This is a genomic window from Streptomyces sp. NPDC006012 (genome assembly GCF_042871185.1).
Classification (GTDB): domain Bacteria; phylum Actinomycetota; class Actinomycetes; order Streptomycetales; family Streptomycetaceae; genus Streptomyces.
Window position 1 is genome coordinate 1 of sequence record NZ_JBIAIE010000043.1, and the last position, 16,227, is coordinate 16,227.

The following is a 16,227-nucleotide window of genomic DNA, read 5'->3' on the forward strand; positions in this document are numbered from 1 at the left end:
CAAGACGGTTCCCGAGTCGAAGATCGTCGAGACGTTGATCGAAGAGGCGATGAAGCTCGCCGAGCAGATGGAGGCCGAGGGCGCCGCGTCGGGCGAGCCGTCGGTGTCGGTCGCCGGCTGACCGCGACCCCGCGGGAGCCGGACGGGGATCCGGCTCTCCGGGCGACCACCGCGGACCCGCCGGCCGGCCGCCGGGTCACCGCTTTCCGCCGGCAGCCGTCCGTCGGCGGCTCTGCGCTCGCTGCCGCCGGCTCTCCGCTCTCCGCCGTCGGCCCTCCGGGGACGCCGGGCGTCCGCTGTCCGCCGTCGACTCGCCGCTCTACCCCGTCGACGAATCGGTCCGCCTGTACGTCGTCGGTGCGGACCGGCTACGCGGATTCGTCGTGGGCGGCCCCCTGCGCAGCCACCAGGAGCGCGGTGGCTCCCGCGACCCCTCCGAGTTCGGCCCCATCCCGGGTACGCCGTGACCGCGGCCCCTGGGCGGCCGGGAGTCCGCGGCGGACGGCCCGCTCCGGCCAGGTGGCTTCCGGGCGGAGCGCGCGGCGCGCCGTGTGAGCGCGATCCCTTGACAGCTCCGATGTATCGCAGGACGTTGTTCGAGCACACGGACCGAGGAAGCGCTGTCTCACCGCCGGGCGTGTCCCGGCCGACGTCCCGCAGGAGCCGTCGTGTTCGAAACAAGGCTCAGGGCCAGGCCGTATGTCCGCAGGGCCGGAAAGCCTCGCCTCGGTGGCGCGGCCGGTGCCGTCGCCATCGGCTTCCCTTCGGCTTCTGACGGTGATTCATCCGATGACCCCTGGTGCGGTCTCGGTGACGGAGTCCACCACATCCGCATCGCCCGCTGCGACTTCACGGACATCGCCGGGCTCGGCGTCATCGAGTCCGCACCGGATCTCGTCCTGGAAAAGGTCTTCGGCAACGGAAACGAGGTCACCCACCCATGAGGCCAAGAAGGCACGCCGCCCGACTGCTGTGGCCTGCTGTACTCGCCCTGCTCTGCGGCCTGTTCACGGCACCCGCCGGCCAGGCGGCCCCGGCCGCCCCGCCCCCGGCCCCGCTCACCGCGTCCGCCGCCGAGCCGCCCCGCCGGACCATGCTGCGCAACGCCACCGCGGGCCTCTTCCTGCACTGGGGCATGTTCACCGCGCCCGCGCACTACGACTGCGCCTCCTGGGAGCACGCCGTCACCGACGGCGGCTGGGACCCGGACTACTGGGTCGACGAGGCCCGCAAGATCCGCGCGAGCTACATCGTGCTCGCCACCTTCCACTCCCGGCTCGGCTACGCCCGCCCCTGGCCCTCGGCGATCCCGGGCTCCTGTTCGACGAAACGGGACATCCTCGGGGAACTCGTCGACGCGGCCGCCGCCAAGGGCCTCAAGGTCATCCTCTACATGACCGACGACCCGAAGTGGCACGACGAGAAGGGCGTCGAGAGCCTCGACTCGGCCGCCTACTCCGCCTACAAGGGCCACGACGCCGACCTCACCACCCGGGCCGGCTTCGGCGAGTTCTCGTACGACAACTTCTTCGAGGTCATGCGGAACTACCCGAAGCTGGCCGGTTTCTGGATCGACAACGACAACGAGTACTGGGAGCAGCACGGCCTCTACGAGCAGATCCGCCGACTGCGCCCGGACATGACGCTGAGCAACAACAACGAGGACACCCCGATCATGGACATGGTGTCCCACGAGCAGAAGACCGGGATGACCCCGCCGTACGACCAGCCGTCGGCGATCTGGACCCCGCTGCCCCGCCTGACCGAGTCCTGCTACAAGGTCCCCGACACCGGCAGTTGGTGGTACGACGGTCAGGACCGCCCCGTCTCGACCGGCCTCAACGTCGACCGCTACATCGCCAACGCGGGCAACTCCGTCCGCTCCCTGATGGACTTCACCGCCATGGCCGACGGCCGCTTCCCCGCGCAGCAGGAGAAGTTCCTCGACCTCATGAAGGACTACCTCCCGCCCATCTGGGAGTCCCTGCACGGCGTCCAGGGCGGCGGCTTCCTGTACGGCGGCATGCAGCCGGGCAGTTGGAACGACGGCGCGTACGGTTACCTCACCGTCAGCCGCGACCACCCCGACACCACCCAGTACCTCCACGTCACCACCCGTCCCGCCACCGGTGACCAGGTCCGCATCCGCGACAACGGCTACCGCGTCCAGGGCGTCACCGACCTGCGCACCGGCGAGCGCCTCCACTTCGACCAGCGCGACGGCACCCTCACCGTGCGGGGGATCACCGACTGGGACCCGTACGACACCGTCTTCAAGGTGCGCACCGCGCCGGACCGCGAGGGCATCTACCCGGCCGGCACCGTACGGGCGGGCGAACCCGCCCTCACCGACGGCGACTTCACCACCTACACCGACAACAAGGGCGTACTGCCCGCGCGTTACACCCTCGACCTGGGACGGGTCCGCCCGGTCGACTCCCTGGGCGTCCACCAGCGCGAGTGGTCACCCACGTACAACCGGGAGACCTTCGGCCGCAAGGAGGACTCCGCGCGGATCAAGGACTACACGGTGTCCGTGAGTGAGGACGGCGGCACCTGGCGTGAGGTGCGGGCCGGGGTGCTGGAGAGCGCCCGTGGCATCCGCTTCATCGACCTCCCGGACGGCCTGCGCGCCCGCTACCTCACCCTCGACGTCGCCACCACCTGGTCCGCCGAGACCGTGCCCGCGTACTACCGGCAACTGCGCATCGACGAGATCCAGGTCGGCCACGGCCACCCCGCCGGCCACGGCTGACCGGCCGCTCGCACCGCGTCGCCCGCGTGGGGCGGCGCGGTACAAAATCGGCGGGTACAGTGCGGAGATCAGCAGAACCCCCAGGGTGAGGCCCCGCACGTGTTGACCCAGACCACCTCACGGGTGCTCGAACCGAGCGACCTGGACGCCGCGCTCGCCGTCCTCGACCGCGAGCCGGTCGCGAACGCCTTCGTGACGTCCCGCGTACAGGTCGCCGGCCTCGACCCCTGGCGGCTCGGCGGGGAGATGTGGGGCTGGTACGAGGACGGCATGCTGACGTCCCTGTGCTACGCGGGCGCCAACCTGGTCCCGATCTGCGCCACCCCGCGGGCCGTGCGCGCCTTCGCCGACCGGGGCCGCCGGGCCGGCCGCCGTTGCTCCTCCATCGTCGGCCCCGCCGGACCCACCGCCGAGCTGTGGCGCCTGCTCGAACCGCACTGGGGGCCGGCCCGCGAGGTCCGTGCCCGTCAGCCGCTCATGGTCACCGACCGGATGCCCGCCGCCATCGCCCCGGACCCCTCGGTCCGCCGCATCCGCAAGGACGAGATGGAGACGATCATGCCGGCCTGCGTGGCGATGTTCACCGAGGAGGTCGGCGTCTCCCCGCTGGCGGGCGACGGCGGACTGCTCTACCAGGCCCGGGTCGCCGAACTCGTCGCCTCCGGCCGGTCCTTCGCCCGGATCGACGGCGGCAGGGTCGTGTTCAAGGCGGAGATCGGCGCGGCCACCGACCGGGCCTGCCAGATCCAGGGCGTGTGGGTGGCCCCCGAGTACCGGGGGAGGGGCCTCGCGGCCCCCGGCATGGCGGCGGTCATGCGCTACGCGCTGACGGACGTGGCCCCCGTGGTGAGCCTGTACGTGAACGACTTCAACACCCCGGCCAGGCGGGCCTACCTCCGGGTGGGTTTCCAGGAGACCGGGGAGTTCATGAGCGTCCTGTTCTGACCGCTCCGGGCTGCATGCGCTCCGGGCCGCATGGCGGCGGGCCGGTGTCGGGTGCGGGCCGCGGATCGTGGGCTGTGCGCCAGGCCGCCGGACGCGGACGGTGAGCGGGATGTCACACACGGGTGGTCGGGCGGCAGACCACGCACGGGCCCGGCGGGAGCTGCCGTGTGCAGGCCGTCCTGTGCGGGCCGTGGCGCGAGTGACCACATACCGATCCCGCGCCCCACGGACAACCGAAACCCACCTGTAGGCTCCGGCCATGGACCTCGTGATCGGCCCCCTGGACCTCTCCACACGCGTCGACGAGGCCCTGGCCGTCCAGGCCATCGCCTTCGGGCTGGAGGCCGACGAGGTCGCCGTACGCCGCCACATCGTCCTGCGCCACATGACCTATCCCGGGGCCAGGGCCCTCGGCGCGACCGTCGCGGGCGCGCTCGTCGGGTTCGTGTACGGCATGCCCAACGACCGCACCCACTGGTGGTCCACCGTCGTGGAGCCGTATCTGCGGGCCCAGGGCCACGACGGGTGGCTCGACGGCTCCTTCGTGATCACCGAGCTGCACGTCCACCCGTACCACCAGAACCGGGGCATCGGCCGTGCCCTGATCACCGGCATCACCGACTCGGCCGCCGAACCCCGGTCGATCCTCTCCGCGATCGACACCGACAGCCCCGCCCGCGGCCTCTACCACTCCCTCGGCTACCAGGATCTGGCCCGCCAGGTCATCTTCCCGAGCGCCTCCAGGCCGTACGCGGTCATGGGCGCCCCGCTGCCGCTGCGCGGCCGCCGCCCGGGAATGGATTTCCGGCCGTGGCGACCGCCCGGCTAACCTCCTAGCCATCACCCTTATCCGGCAGGAGTACGAGAAGATGGCGAACGCACCGGTCCAGCGCATGTCGCAGTTGATGGCCAAGACGCTGCGCGACGACCCGGCGGACGCCGAGGTCCTCAGCCACAAGCTGCTCGTCCGCGCCGGCTATGTGCGCCGTACCGCCGCCGGCGTGTGGTCCTGGCTGCCGCTCGGCAGGCGGGTGCTCGCCAACGTGGAGCGCATCGTCCGCGAGGAGATGGACGCGATCGGCGCCCAGGAGGTGCTGCTGCCCGCGCTGCTGCCGCGCGAGCCGTACGAGGCGACCGGTCGCTGGGAGGAGTACGGCCCGGAGCTGTTCCGCCTCCAGGACCGCAGGGGCGGCGACTACCTGCTCGGCCCGACCCACGAGGAGATTTTCACCCTGCTGGTGAAGGACCAGGTGTCCTCCTACAAGGACCTGCCGATCTCCCTCTACCAGATCCAGAGCAAGTACCGGGACGAGGCCCGGCCCCGCGCGGGCATCCTGCGCGGCCGCGAGTTCCTGATGAAGGACTCGTACTCCTTCGACCTGGAGGACGAGGGCCTCGCCCGGTCCTACGCCCTGCACCGGCAGGCGTACCAGCGGATCTTCGAGCGCCTCGGCCTCGACTACCGGATCTGCGCGGCCACCGCCGGCGCCATGGGCGGCTCCAAGTCCGAGGAGTTCCTCGCCCCCGCCGAGGCCGGCGAGGACACCTTCGCGGACTGCCCGAACTGCGACTTCGCCGCCAACACGGAGGCGATCACCTACGAACTCAAGCCGGTGGACGGCTCCTTGGTGCCCGCGCCGGAGGAGATCCCGACCCCGGACACCCCGACCATCGAGACCCTGGCCGCCTCTCTCGGCGTCCCGGCCTCGGCCACCCTGAAGAACCTCCTGGTGAAGGTGGACGGCGAGATCGTCGCCGTGGGCGTCCCGGGCGACCGCGAGGTCGACATGGACAAGGTCGAGGCGCACTTCGCCCCGGCCGCGGTCGAGTTGGTCACCGCCGAGGACTTCACGGACCGCCCCGACCTGGTGCGCGGCTACGTCGGGCCGCAGGGCCTGGAGAAGGTCAGCTATGTCGCCGACCCGCGCGTGGCGCCGGGCACGGCGTGGATCACGGGCGCCAACAAGGAGCACACGCACGCCAGGAACGTGGTCGCCGGCCGTGACTTCGAGGTCGACCGGTACGTCGATGTCGTGGTGGTCCGCGAGGGCGATCCCTGCCCGAACTGCGGCACCGGCCTCACACTGGACCGCGCCATCGAGATCGGCCACATCTTCCAGCTGGGCCGCAAGTACGCCGACGCCCTCAAGCTCGACGTCCTCGGCCAGAACGGCAAGCCGGTCCGGGTGACCATGGGCTCCTACGGCGTCGGCGTCTCCCGCGCGGTCGCCGCCCTCGCCGAGCAGAGCGCCGACGAGCAGGGCCTGTGCTGGCCCGCGGAGGTCGCCCCGGCCGATGTGCACGTGGTGGCCGCGGGCAAGGCCCTGCAGACCGAGGTCGCCCTCGACGTCTCCGAGCGGCTGGCCGCCGCGGGCCTGCGGGTCCTGGTCGACGACCGGGCCGGCGTCTCCCCGGGCGTGAAGTTCACGGACTCCGAGCTGATCGGCGTGCCGAAGATCCTGGTGGCGGGCCGTCGCGCGGGCGACGGCGTCCTGGAACTGAAGGACCGCAGGACCGGAGAGCGCGAGGAACTGACGATCGACGCGGCGATCACCCGCCTGACCTCCCGCTGAGCGTTCCACCGGCGCGGCCGTGCCGCGCCGGTGTTCGCCCAGGACCGACGGCAGACGGAACCCGTACCCCCTACGGCGTGTTTCGAAGGTCCCGCCGGGGCCGCGACGCTGCTTTCGAAACACGTCCTGGCTAGAGCCAGCCGGCGAACTCCAGGAGCAGTTCCGCGTCCCGGCCGCGGCCGACGCGGCGGGCCCGTACCCCCGACTCCACCGCGCGGAACAGCGTCCAGCCGCGCAGGCGCTCCTGGTCCACGTCCAGTGCCTCGGCGAGCCGCTTCACCCGCCGCCGGGTGGTCGCCGAGCCCGAGGACGAGGCGATCAGGTCCTCCACCCGGTCCCGGACCAGCCGGGCCAGGTCGAAGGCGCACTCGCCGACCACCGGGTCCGGCCCGACCGCGAGCCACGGCATCCGCTCCCCGGCAAGCACCTTGCTCTGCCGGAACGTGCCGTGCAGCAGCCGGTGCTCGGGCGGCGCGGCGAGCAGTTCCTCGCGGACCGCGAGCGCCGCGTCGACCAGCGGCACCAGCTCGGCGTCCGCAACGGCCCCGGCCCGCATCGCCGCCGCCTGCCGGGCGGTCCGCTCGGCCACCGTCTCGAACGGATGCGCCGCGTCCCCGCCGGGCGGCTCCACCCACAGCCGGCGCAGCGTCCCCGCCGCCTCCAGCAGGGCCTTCGCCTCCGGCAGCGAACGCACCGACACGTCCGGGTGCAGCCGCTCAAGCAGCAGCTCGCCCTCGGCGAGAAAGGGCTCAAGCAACTGGACGGCACCCCGACCGTCCCAGTGCGCGAGCGCCGCCCGCTCGCTCTCCGGCCGGGCCCGGCGCGGCGCCAGCTTCAGCACCGCCGGTGACCCGTCGGCCCGCCGCACCAGCACGACCAGGCTGCTGCGCCCGCCCGGTACCTGCACCCGTTCCACGGTCAACTCGCGTAGCACGACCGCCTGCCGGACCGCCTCGGGCAGCTTCTCCAGCCAGTCGTCACCGTCCGGTGCCGTCTCACCGAGCGCACGCGCCAGACGCCGCGGCGATTCGAAAGCCATGCGCGAGTCGTTCCTTTCCTGCTGTACGAGCCTGCGCCGCCGTCGGTCCGTAGGTACGGTCCTGCGGTCCGTCCCGCCATCCGTGCGTATCGCCGTCCCTCAGCCAGGGGACTACGGCGTCCGTGTCACCGGAGCCGTCGCCGGTGCCGACGCCGGGTCCGTCCCGGTCGGCGCGCTCGTGCCGGCCCGTTCGGCGAGACCAGGGAAGGCTACGCTCTCCCCGCGCCAGCCCACCGCCCGCACCGCGGCCTCCCGCAGCGCCAGCGCGGCCGTGCCGCGCCGCTCGCCCGCTACCGCCCGCACGAGGTCGGAGTAGACCCCGGCGACGCGCTCCTCCAACTCGGCGGCGAGCCGCAGCGCCGTGGCCGCATCCGGCACCGGGAACGGCAGCGCGTAGGCGGCGCTCGCCGCGACCGGCCGGGCGCCCCGGTCGCGTATCTCGCGCTCCAGCGCGTCCCGCCGTGCCCGGTGCGCGTCGTACGCCGCCTGCGCCTGCGCCCGCCGTCCCGTCGCGACCCGTCCGCCGACCACCCCGTACCCGTACACGGCCGCGTGCTCGGCGGCCAGCGCCGCCTGCAGCGCTGTCAGCCCGCTGTCCTTGGCCTCGCTCACTCGGCGCCCTCCTCCCGCGCTGCCCGGCGAGCCGGGCGCGTCCGTTCGGTCGTCCCGTCGGTCGTGCCGTTCGGCCGTCCCGTTCACTTGCCGCCGTCCGTGAGCAGATACGTGTGCGCCGCCCCGGCCGCTGCCACCGACGCCAGCAGCCGGGCCAGCTCGCCCGGGACCTCCAGCAGGGCCTTGGCCCGCCGGTCGGCGAGGTCGCGTTCGGCGGTGGCCAGCGACGCCAGCGCCTTCGCACGGTCCGCGGGGACCGCGGCGGCCGGACCCGCGGACCCGGCGGCCGTCGTGGACTCGGTCGGCGACGGGTCCTTCGCCCCCGCCCCGAACGCCTTCGCGTGCGCCGCCACCTCCGCCCGCAGCGGCCGCAGCCGCTGGGCCAGGTCCGGATGGGCGGCGAGCACGGCGTCGTACCGCGCCGCCAGCTCCCGGCTGTCCCGGGCGGCACGCGCGCGTGCCCGTTCGTCGGCCGACGGGCCGGCGCCGGTGGTGCCGGAATCCCCGTTCCCGCCGGAGCAGCCCACGAGCAGGACCGTTCCGGCAGCCGAGGTGAGCAGGGTTCTTCTCCGCGGCCCCGGAAGGGCGCGCGACGACGGGGAGAGGGGCACGGCAGACGTCCTCGGGGAACTCGTACGACGAGAAGGGGGCACGCTCGTGATCACCGTACCCGCGTGTCCACCGGGCGCCGGTCACCGGCACCGCTCGTGCGCAGGTGGACGGCAACACCCCCCGCGACCGGATACCCTTTGACCAGACACACGCCCCATCCCACAACAGCACACGCGGCCGAGGAGTCACCCGGATGAGCACCACCCAGAGCGAGAGGCTGCGGGAACTGCTGGAACCGCTCGTCGCCTCACAGGGACTCGATCTCGAAGAGGTCGCGGTGGACACCGTGGGACGCAAGCGGGTGCTGCGTGTCGTCGTCGACTCCGACACCGGTGCCGATCTGGACCGGATCGCCGATGTGAGCCGCGCGCTCTCGGCGAAGCTCGACGAGACCGACGTGATGGGTGCGGGCGCGTACGACCTGGAGGTGGGCACCCCGGGAGCGGAGCGCGCCCTGACCGAGTACCGCCACTTCGTACGGGCCACCGACCGCCTGGTGAAGTTCCAGCTGCACGAGGGCGGCGACCTGGTGGCCCGGATCCTCGCCGTGGACGAGGCGGGCCTCGACCTCGAAGTGCCCGGCGTGAAGGGCCGCAAGGCCACCACGCGCAAGCTGGCCTTCCCTGACATCGCCAAGGCACGCGTGCAGGTCGAGTTCAACCGCAAGGACAGCGACCCGTCCCAGGCGGAGCCCGCCGGGCACGACGCCGACGACACGACCGACGTGACCGACACGAACGACAAGAAGGAAGAGGAGGCGTAGCCGTGGACATCGACATGAGCGCCCTGCGGGGCTTGGTACGGGAGAAGGAGATCTCCTTCGACCTGCTGGTCGAGGCGATCGAGTCGGCCCTCCTCATCGCCTACCACCGCACCGAGGGAAGCCGCCGGCACGCGCGCGTGGAGCTCAACCGGGAGACCGGCCACGTGACCGTGTGGGCGAAGGAGGACCCCGAGGACCTCGAAGAGGGCCAGGAGCCCCGGGAGTTCGACGACACCCCGTCCGGGTTCGGCCGGATCGCCGCCACCACCGCGAAGCAGGTCATCCTGCAGCGGCTGCGCGACGCCGAGGACGACGCGACGCTCGGCGAGTACGCCGGCCGCGAGGGCGACATCGTCACCGGTGTGGTGCAGCAGGGCCGCGACCCGAAGAACGTGCTCGTCGACATCGGCCGGCTGGAGGCGATCCTGCCGGTGCAGGAGCAGGTGGCCGGCGAGACCTATCCGCACGGCATGCGGCTGCGCTCGTACGTCGTCCGGGTGGCGAAGGGCGTGCGGGGCCCGTCGGTCACCCTCTCGCGCACACATCCCAATCTGGTGAAGAAACTCTTCGCGCTGGAGGTGCCGGAGATCGCCGACGGCTCCGTGGAGATCGCCGCGATCGCCCGGGAAGCCGGTCACCGCACCAAGATCGCTGTCCGCTCCACCCGTTCGGGCCTGAACGCCAAGGGCGCCTGCATCGGCCCGATGGGCGGCCGGGTGCGGAACGTGATGGGCGAGCTGAACGGCGAGAAGATCGACATCGTCGACTGGTCGGACGACCCGGCGGAGATGGTGGCGAACGCGCTGTCGCCCGCACGGGTGTCGAAGGTGGAGGTCGTGGACCTGGCGTCCCGCTCCGCCCGGGTGACCGTGCCGGACTACCAGCTGTCGCTGGCGATCGGCAAGGAGGGCCAGAACGCCCGGCTCGCGGCCCGGCTCACGGGCTGGCGGATCGACATCCGCCCGGACACCGAGCAGCCCGCCGAGCAACCGCGCGAGCGGCCGTCCGAGCAGCAGTGACCCGGGCGGAGGGAATAGATCCGAGTCACAGGCGGCTTGGATCACGACAACAACCGTTCGATCTTCCCCTCGAAGGAGTGAGGTCGGTGCGGGGAGGTAGACTTAGCAGTGTCTGGCCGGACGCGAGCCCGCGCATGCCCTGAGCGCACCTGTGTGGGGTGCAGGCAGCGAGCGGCCAAGATCGAACTGTTGCGCATCGTGGTGGCCGGGGACGCGTGTGTCCCCGATCCTCGCGGTACGCTGCCCGGCCGGGGTGCTTATGTGCACCCCGTCCTGGTCTGTCTCGATCAGGCGGAGCGCCGCCGGGCGTTCCCACGGGCGCTGCGCGTCCCGGGACCGCTCGACGTAATGGCGTTGCGCCGGTACGTCGAGCAGACACACAGTTGCTGAGGCAACACGGCAGGGAAAGACGTGTCGCGCGGAACCCCGTGCGGTCAGGTACCTCGCGAGTCGAAAGCAGGTCGAGATTGCGATGAGCACTCGATGAGTACGCGATGAGTACGCCCATGAACTAGCGACGGTCCGGCCGCAACCCGGACCTAAAAGGAGCGAAGTGGCTAAGGTCCGGGTCTACGAACTCGCCAAGGAGTTCGGTGTGGAGAGCAAGGTCGTCATGGCCAAGCTCCAGGAACTCGGTGAATTCGTCCGTTCGGCGTCCTCGACGATCGAGGCGCCCGTAGTACGCAAGCTGACTGACGCCTTCCAGGGCGGCGGCAACGGCAGGTCCGCCGCCAAGCCCGCCCCGCGCAAGGCAGCCCCCAAGCCCGCAGCGCCGGCCCCGGCACAGGCCGCCGGCGCCTCCCCCGCCACCAAGGCAGCGGGAGACCGTCCGGCTGCCCCGAAGCCGGGTGCCCCCCGGCCTCCGGCGGCCCAGCAGCCCGCGGCCCAGCAGCCCGCGGCCCCGGCGGCACCCACCACGTCGGCCTCCGGCCCGCGGCCCGGCCCCAAGCCCGCGCCCCGTCCGGCCCCGGCGGCACCCACCACGCCGGAGTTCACCGCTCCGCCGTCGGCTCCGGCGCCGTCCCCGGCTGCCCAGGGTCCGCGTCCCGGTGCCCGTCCCGGCGGGCCCAAGCCCGGCGGTCGTCCGGGTGCCTCCGGCCAGGGCCAGGCCCGTCCGGGGCAGGGTGCCCCGCGTTCCGGCGGCCAGGGTCCGCGTCCCGGTGCCCGTCCGGCCGGTCCGCGACCGGGCAACAACCCCTTCACGTCCGGCGGTTCCACCGGCATGGCGCGCCCGCAGGCGCCCCGGCCGCAGGGATCGCGCCCGGGTCCCGGCGGTCCCGGCGGTTCCCCTCGTCCGCAGGCGCCCGGCGCCCAGGGCGGCGGGCCGCGTCCGCAGGCTCCCGGTGGTCACTCCGGTTCCTCCGGCCGTCCCTCTCCGGCCGGCATGCCGCGCCCGCAGGGCGGTCCGCGTCCCGGCGGCGGCGGTCCCGGCGGTCCGCGTCCGAACCCCGGCATGATGCCCCAGCGTCCGGCTGCCGGCCCGCGTCCGGGTGGCGGCGGTCCCGGCGGGCGCGGTCCGGCCGGTGCCGGCCGTCCCGGTGGCGGCGGCGGTCGTCCCGGCGGCGGTGGCGGCTTCGCCGGCCGTCCCGGCGGCGGTGGCGGCGGCGGTCGTCCCGGTGGTGGCGGCGGCTTCGCCGGCCGTCCCGGCGGCGGTGGCGGCGGTGGCGGCTTCGGTGGCGGCGGCGGCGGTGGCGGCCGTCCCGGCTTCGGCGGTCGTCCGGGCGGTCCCGGTGGCCGTGGCGGCACGCAGGGTGCCTTCGGCCGTCCCGGCGGTCCGGCGCGTCGTGGCCGCAAGTCGAAGCGGCAGCGTCGCCAGGAGTACGAGGCGATGCAGGCCCCGAGCGTCGGCGGCGTGATGCTGCCGCGCGGCGGCGGCGAGACCATCCGTCTCTCCCGCGGCGCGTCGCTCACCGACTTCGCGGAGAAGATCAACGCCAACCCGGCGTCGCTCGTCGCGGTCATGATGAACCTCGGCGAGATGGTCACCGCGACGCAGTCGGTCTCCGACGAGACCCTGCACCTCCTCGCCGGCGAGATGAACTACACGGTTCAGATCGTCAGCCCGGAGGAGGAGGACCGCGAGCTCCTGGAGTCCTTCGACATCGAGTTCGGCGAGGACGAGGGCTCGGAGGACGACCTGGTCGTCCGCCCGCCGGTCGTCACCGTCATGGGTCACGTCGACCACGGCAAGACCCGCCTCCTCGACGCCATCCGCAAGACGAACGTCATCGCGGGCGAGGCCGGCGGCATCACCCAGCACATCGGTGCCTACCAGGTCGCGACCGAGGTCAACGGCGCGGGCCGGGCGATCACCTTCATCGACACCCCGGGTCACGAGGCGTTCACCGCCATGCGTGCCCGCGGTGCGAAGTCGACGGACATCGCGATCCTCGTGGTCGCGGCCAACGACGGTGTGATGCCGCAGACGGTCGAGGCGCTGAACCACGCCAAGGCGGCCGAGGTGCCGATCGTGGTCGCGGTCAACAAGATCGACGTCGAGGGCGCGGACCCGACCAAGGTGCGCGGTCAGCTGACCGAGTACGGCCTGGTGGCCGAGGAGTACGGCGGCGACACGATGTTCGTCGACATCTCCGCCAAGCAGGGCCTGCACATCGACAGCCTGCTGGAAGCGGTCGTCCTGACCGCCGACGCCGCCCTGGACCTGCGGGCCAACCCGAACCAGGACGCGCAGGGCATCTCGATCGAGTCCCGGCTCGACCGCGGTCGCGGCGCCGTCGCCACCGTCCTGGTCCAGCGCGGCACCCTGCGGGTCGGCGACACGATGGTCGTCGGCGACGCCTACGGCCGCGTGCGGGCCATGCTCGACGACAACGGCAACAACGTCGCCGAGGCGGGTCCGTCCACGCCGGTCCAGGTGCTCGGTCTGACCAACGTGCCGGGTGCCGGTGACAACTTCATCGTGGTCGAGGAGGACCGTACGGCCCGCCAGATCGCGGAGAAGCGCGCCGCCCGCGAGCGCAACGCGGCCTTCGCGAAGCGCACGCGCCGCGTGTCCCTGGAGGATCTGGACAAGGTGCTGAAGGCCGGCGAGGTCCAGCAGCTGAACCTGATCATCAAGGGCGACGCCTCCGGCTCCGTCGAGGCACTGGAGTCCTCGCTGCTCCAGCTGGACGTCGGCGAAGAGGTCGACATCCGGGTCCTGCACCGCGGCGTCGGTGCGGTCACGGAGTCCGACATCGACCTGGCGATGGGCTCCGACGCCATCGTGATCGGCTTCAACGTGCGCGCGGCGGGCCGTGCGCAGCAGATGGCCGAGCGCGAAGGCGTGGACGTCCGGTACTACTCGGTCATCTACCAGGCGATCGAGGAGATCGAGGCGGCCCTCAAGGGCATGCTCAAGCCGGAGTTCGAAGAGGTCGAGCTGGGTACGGCGGAGATCCGCGAGGTCTTCAAGTCGTCCAAGCTGGGCAACATCGCCGGTGTGCTCATCCGCTCGGGCGAGGTCAAGCGCAACAGCAAGGCGCGCCTGCTGCGCGACGGCAAGGTCGTCGCGGAGAACCTCAACATCGACGGCCTGCGTCGCTTCAAGGACGACGTCACCGAGATCCGCGAAGGGTTCGAGGGCGGTATCAACCTCGGCAACTTCAACGACATCAAGATCGATGACGTCATCGCGACCTACGAGCTGCGCGAGAAGCCGCGGGTGTAGGGACCGACAGGTTCTGACACTGACCGGCGGGACTCTGGTCCCGCCGGTCAGTGCCCCTTTTCCAGCAGACCGGGGGGCGAGGGGCGGAGCCTCGCGCCTGCCCGCTGCAAGCGGTGCCCCGGAAACCCCGTCGAGCCACCGGCAGGCACGCGGTACCGTTCTTGATGTCCCTGCCGATCCCGATGGCAGGGCCATCGATCCCGTACCGGCGGGTCATCCGGATACACACATGTACGTGGGGACGCTGTCCTTCGACCTCCTCCTCGGCGACGTGCGGTCGCTGAAGGAGAAGCGCTCCGTCGTCCGCCCGATCGTCGCCGAACTGCAGCGGAAGTATGCGGTGAGCGCGGCCGAGGTGGACCACCAGGACCTCCACCGCCGGGCCGTGATCGGCCTTGCGCTGGTCTCCGGCGACGCGGGGCACCTGAGCGACGTACTCGACCGGTGCGAACGGATGGTCGCCGGCCGCCCCGAGGTGGAACTGCTGTCCGTCCGGCGGCAATTCCACGGCGACGACGACTGACCACAGAACGCAGAAGAAGAAAGAACGGGAGACGGACCAGTGGCCGACAACGCGCGGGCGAAAAGGCTGGCGGACCTCATCCGAGAGGTGGTGGCCCAGAAGCTGCAGCGCGGGATCAAGGACCCGCGGCTCGGCACGCACGTGACCATCACGGACACCCGGGTCACCGGGGACCTGCGGGAGGCGACCGTCTTCTACACGGTGTACGGCGACGAGGAGGAGCGGAAGTCCGCCGCGGCCGGACTGGAGAGCGCCAAGGGCATCCTGCGCTCCGAGGTCGGCCGCGCGGCCGGCGTGAAGTTCACGCCGACCCTCACCTTCGTCGCGGACGCCCTGCCGGACAACGCCCGGAACATCGAGGACCTGCTCGACCGGGCGCGCGCCTCCGACGCGCAGGTGCGCGAGGCGTCCGCGGGAGCGGACTACGCCGGTGAAGCGGACCCGTACCGCAAGCCCGGATCGGACGACGAAACGGACGACGCCGGAGCATGACCAGCAAGCACACCACGCCCGACGGCCTCGTCATCGTCGACAAGCCGTCGGGCTTCACCTCGCACGACGTGGTCGCCAAGATGCGCGGCATCGCGCGCACGCGCCGCGTCGGGCACGCCGGCACCCTCGACCCGATGGCGACCGGTGTCCTCGTCCTCGGCGTCGAGAAGGCGACAAAGCTCCTCGGGCACCTCGCCCTGACGGAGAAGGAGTACCTGGGCACCATCCGGCTCGGCCAGACCACGCTCACCGACGACGCCGAGGGCGAGATCACCGCCTCCACCAGCGCCGCCGCCGTCACCCGCGACGCCATCGACGCCGGCATCGCCAAGCTGACCGGCGACATCATGCAGGTGCCGTCCAAGGTCAGCGCCATCAAGATCGACGGAGTCCGGTCCTACAAACGGGCCCGGGACGGCGAGGACTTCGAAATCCCCGCCCGGCCGGTCACCATCTCCGCCTTCACGGTGTACGACGTCCGGGAGGCCGCCGCCGCGGACGGCACCCCGGTACGCGACCTCGTGGTCTCGGTCGTCTGCTCCTCCGGCACCTACATCCGTGCCCTCGCCCGCGACCTGGGCGCCGACCTCGGCGTCGGCGGCCACCTCACCGCGCTGCGCCGCACCCGTGTCGGACCGTACAAACTGGACTCGGCACGGACCCTGGACCAGCTTCAGCGGGAACTGACCGTGATGCCGGTCGCCGAGGCGGCGGCCGCCGCCTTCGCCCGCTGGGACGTGGACGCCAAGCGGGGCCGGTTGCTCCTCAACGGCGTACGGCTGGAGATGCCCGACGCGTACGCCTCCTCGGGTCCCGTCGCGGTCTTCGACCCGGAGGGCCGCTTCCTCGCGCTCGTCGAGGACCAGCAGGGGAAGGCGAAGAGTCTGGCCGTGTTCGGCTGACCTGCTGCTGTCCCGTGGAGCGGCGGAGCACGGGGTGTTCGACTGCCGCCGCTCCACGGTCCCCCCTCGGTTCCCCCACCCCTAGGGTTATCCAGCCGCCCCCGCCAATTCACCCTGCCGGGCGGGCGCTCGGAGTGAACCAGGGGAGTGGAAGGGGGCGCTTTCGGCACGCGACCTGTCCCGCTGATCACTGCGGCGCCTACCGTCGAAGGCAGGGCGCGTGAGCAGGGGCGGGAGGTTCGACCATGGCGGTACGGGGCCCGCGGGCCGGGGGCGGCCGCCGGACGGCGGACGGTACGGGGGGTCGTGCCGGGGACGGGGC

Annotated in this window: 15 protein-coding genes and 1 pseudogene; 13 read left to right on the forward strand and 3 right to left on the reverse strand. The window is 72.3% G+C overall.

What is annotated here, in order from left to right; all coding sequences use genetic code 11:
• From ACFYPJ_RS37390 to ACFYPJ_RS37415, 6 genes and pseudogenes are all read left to right on the forward strand, one after another.
• Nucleotides 1–121, forward strand: a pseudogene (locus ACFYPJ_RS37390) (4-hydroxy-3-methylbut-2-en-1-yl diphosphate synthase); the annotation flags it as partial.
• 547 nt (nucleotides 122–668) lie between these two features.
• Nucleotides 669–944, forward strand: a complete 276-nt coding sequence (locus ACFYPJ_RS37395) for a hypothetical protein (protein WP_389026318.1) — start codon at nucleotides 669–671, stop codon at nucleotides 942–944.
• On the forward strand, nucleotides 941–2,755 hold the full coding sequence (locus ACFYPJ_RS37400) for an alpha-L-fucosidase (protein ID WP_389026320.1): 1,815 nt from the start codon (nucleotides 941–943) through the stop codon (nucleotides 2,753–2,755). The genes ACFYPJ_RS37395 and ACFYPJ_RS37400 overlap by 4 nt, the downstream gene beginning before the upstream one ends.
• A 99-nt stretch (nucleotides 2,756–2,854) precedes the next feature.
• Nucleotides 2,855–3,700 (forward strand): GNAT family N-acetyltransferase, encoded by an 846-nt coding sequence (locus tag ACFYPJ_RS37405; RefSeq protein WP_389026322.1) that lies wholly within the window; start codon nucleotides 2,855–2,857, stop codon nucleotides 3,698–3,700.
• 259 nt (nucleotides 3,701–3,959) lie between these two features.
• Nucleotides 3,960–4,529 (forward strand): GNAT family N-acetyltransferase, encoded by a 570-nt coding sequence (locus ACFYPJ_RS37410; RefSeq protein ID WP_389026324.1) that lies wholly within the window; start codon nucleotides 3,960–3,962, stop codon nucleotides 4,527–4,529.
• A gap of 40 nt (nucleotides 4,530–4,569) precedes the next feature.
• Entirely contained in the window at nucleotides 4,570–6,273 is a 1,704-nt protein-coding gene (locus ACFYPJ_RS37415) for a proline--tRNA ligase (RefSeq protein WP_389026326.1), read from the forward strand.
• A 130-nt stretch (nucleotides 6,274–6,403) separates the two neighbouring features.
• Here the strand turns inward: ACFYPJ_RS37415 and ACFYPJ_RS37420 are convergent, their stop codons facing one another.
• From ACFYPJ_RS37420 to ACFYPJ_RS37430, 3 genes are all read right to left on the reverse strand, one after another.
• Nucleotides 6,404–7,312, reverse strand: a complete 909-nt coding sequence (locus tag ACFYPJ_RS37420) for an aminoglycoside phosphotransferase family protein (RefSeq protein ID WP_389026328.1) — start codon at nucleotides 7,310–7,312, stop codon at nucleotides 6,404–6,406.
• Nucleotides 7,313–7,423: 111 nt separating this feature from the next.
• A complete protein-coding gene (locus ACFYPJ_RS37425; protein WP_389026330.1) occupies nucleotides 7,424–7,924 on the reverse strand; it encodes a ferritin-like domain-containing protein in 501 nt (166 codons plus the stop codon).
• A gap of 83 nt (nucleotides 7,925–8,007) precedes the next feature.
• Complete coding sequence (locus ACFYPJ_RS37430) at nucleotides 8,008–8,535, reverse strand: hypothetical protein (RefSeq protein ID WP_389026332.1); 528 nt, start codon at nucleotides 8,533–8,535, stop codon at nucleotides 8,008–8,010.
• A gap of 194 nt (nucleotides 8,536–8,729) precedes the next feature.
• Between ACFYPJ_RS37430 and rimP the strand changes: the two genes are divergently transcribed.
• The 7 genes from rimP to truB all read left to right on the forward strand — a co-directional run bounded on the left by rimP (nucleotide 8,730) and on the right by truB (nucleotide 15,905).
• Nucleotides 8,730–9,299 (forward strand): ribosome maturation factor RimP, encoded by a 570-nt coding sequence (rimP, locus tag ACFYPJ_RS37435; RefSeq protein WP_389026334.1) that lies wholly within the window; start codon nucleotides 8,730–8,732, stop codon nucleotides 9,297–9,299.
• Nucleotides 9,300–9,301: 2 nt separating this feature from the next.
• A complete protein-coding gene (gene nusA / locus ACFYPJ_RS37440) occupies nucleotides 9,302–10,318 on the forward strand; it encodes a transcription termination factor NusA (protein WP_389026336.1) in 1,017 nt (338 codons plus the stop codon).
• A 108-nt stretch (nucleotides 10,319–10,426) separates the two neighbouring features.
• Nucleotides 10,427–10,708, forward strand: a complete 282-nt coding sequence (locus ACFYPJ_RS37445; protein ID WP_389026338.1) for a YlxR family protein — start codon at nucleotides 10,427–10,429, stop codon at nucleotides 10,706–10,708.
• A gap of 163 nt (nucleotides 10,709–10,871) precedes the next feature.
• The gene (gene infB, locus ACFYPJ_RS37450; RefSeq protein WP_389026341.1) at nucleotides 10,872–13,988 is read left to right on the forward strand and encodes a translation initiation factor IF-2; all 3,117 of its coding nucleotides are present in this window, start codon (nucleotides 10,872–10,874) and stop codon (nucleotides 13,986–13,988) included.
• Between the two features lie 229 nt (nucleotides 13,989–14,217).
• Entirely contained in the window at nucleotides 14,218–14,511 is a 294-nt protein-coding gene (locus ACFYPJ_RS37455) for a DUF503 domain-containing protein (RefSeq protein ID WP_389026343.1), read from the forward strand.
• A 39-nt stretch (nucleotides 14,512–14,550) separates the two neighbouring features.
• Nucleotides 14,551–15,003 (forward strand): 30S ribosome-binding factor RbfA, encoded by a 453-nt coding sequence (gene rbfA, locus ACFYPJ_RS37460; protein ID WP_389026345.1) that lies wholly within the window; start codon nucleotides 14,551–14,553, stop codon nucleotides 15,001–15,003.
• Nucleotides 15,000–15,905, forward strand: a complete 906-nt coding sequence (truB, locus tag ACFYPJ_RS37465) for a tRNA pseudouridine(55) synthase TruB (RefSeq protein WP_389026347.1) — start codon at nucleotides 15,000–15,002, stop codon at nucleotides 15,903–15,905. The genes rbfA and truB overlap by 4 nt, the downstream gene beginning before the upstream one ends.
• The last annotated feature ends 322 nt before the right edge of the window (nucleotides 15,906–16,227 follow it).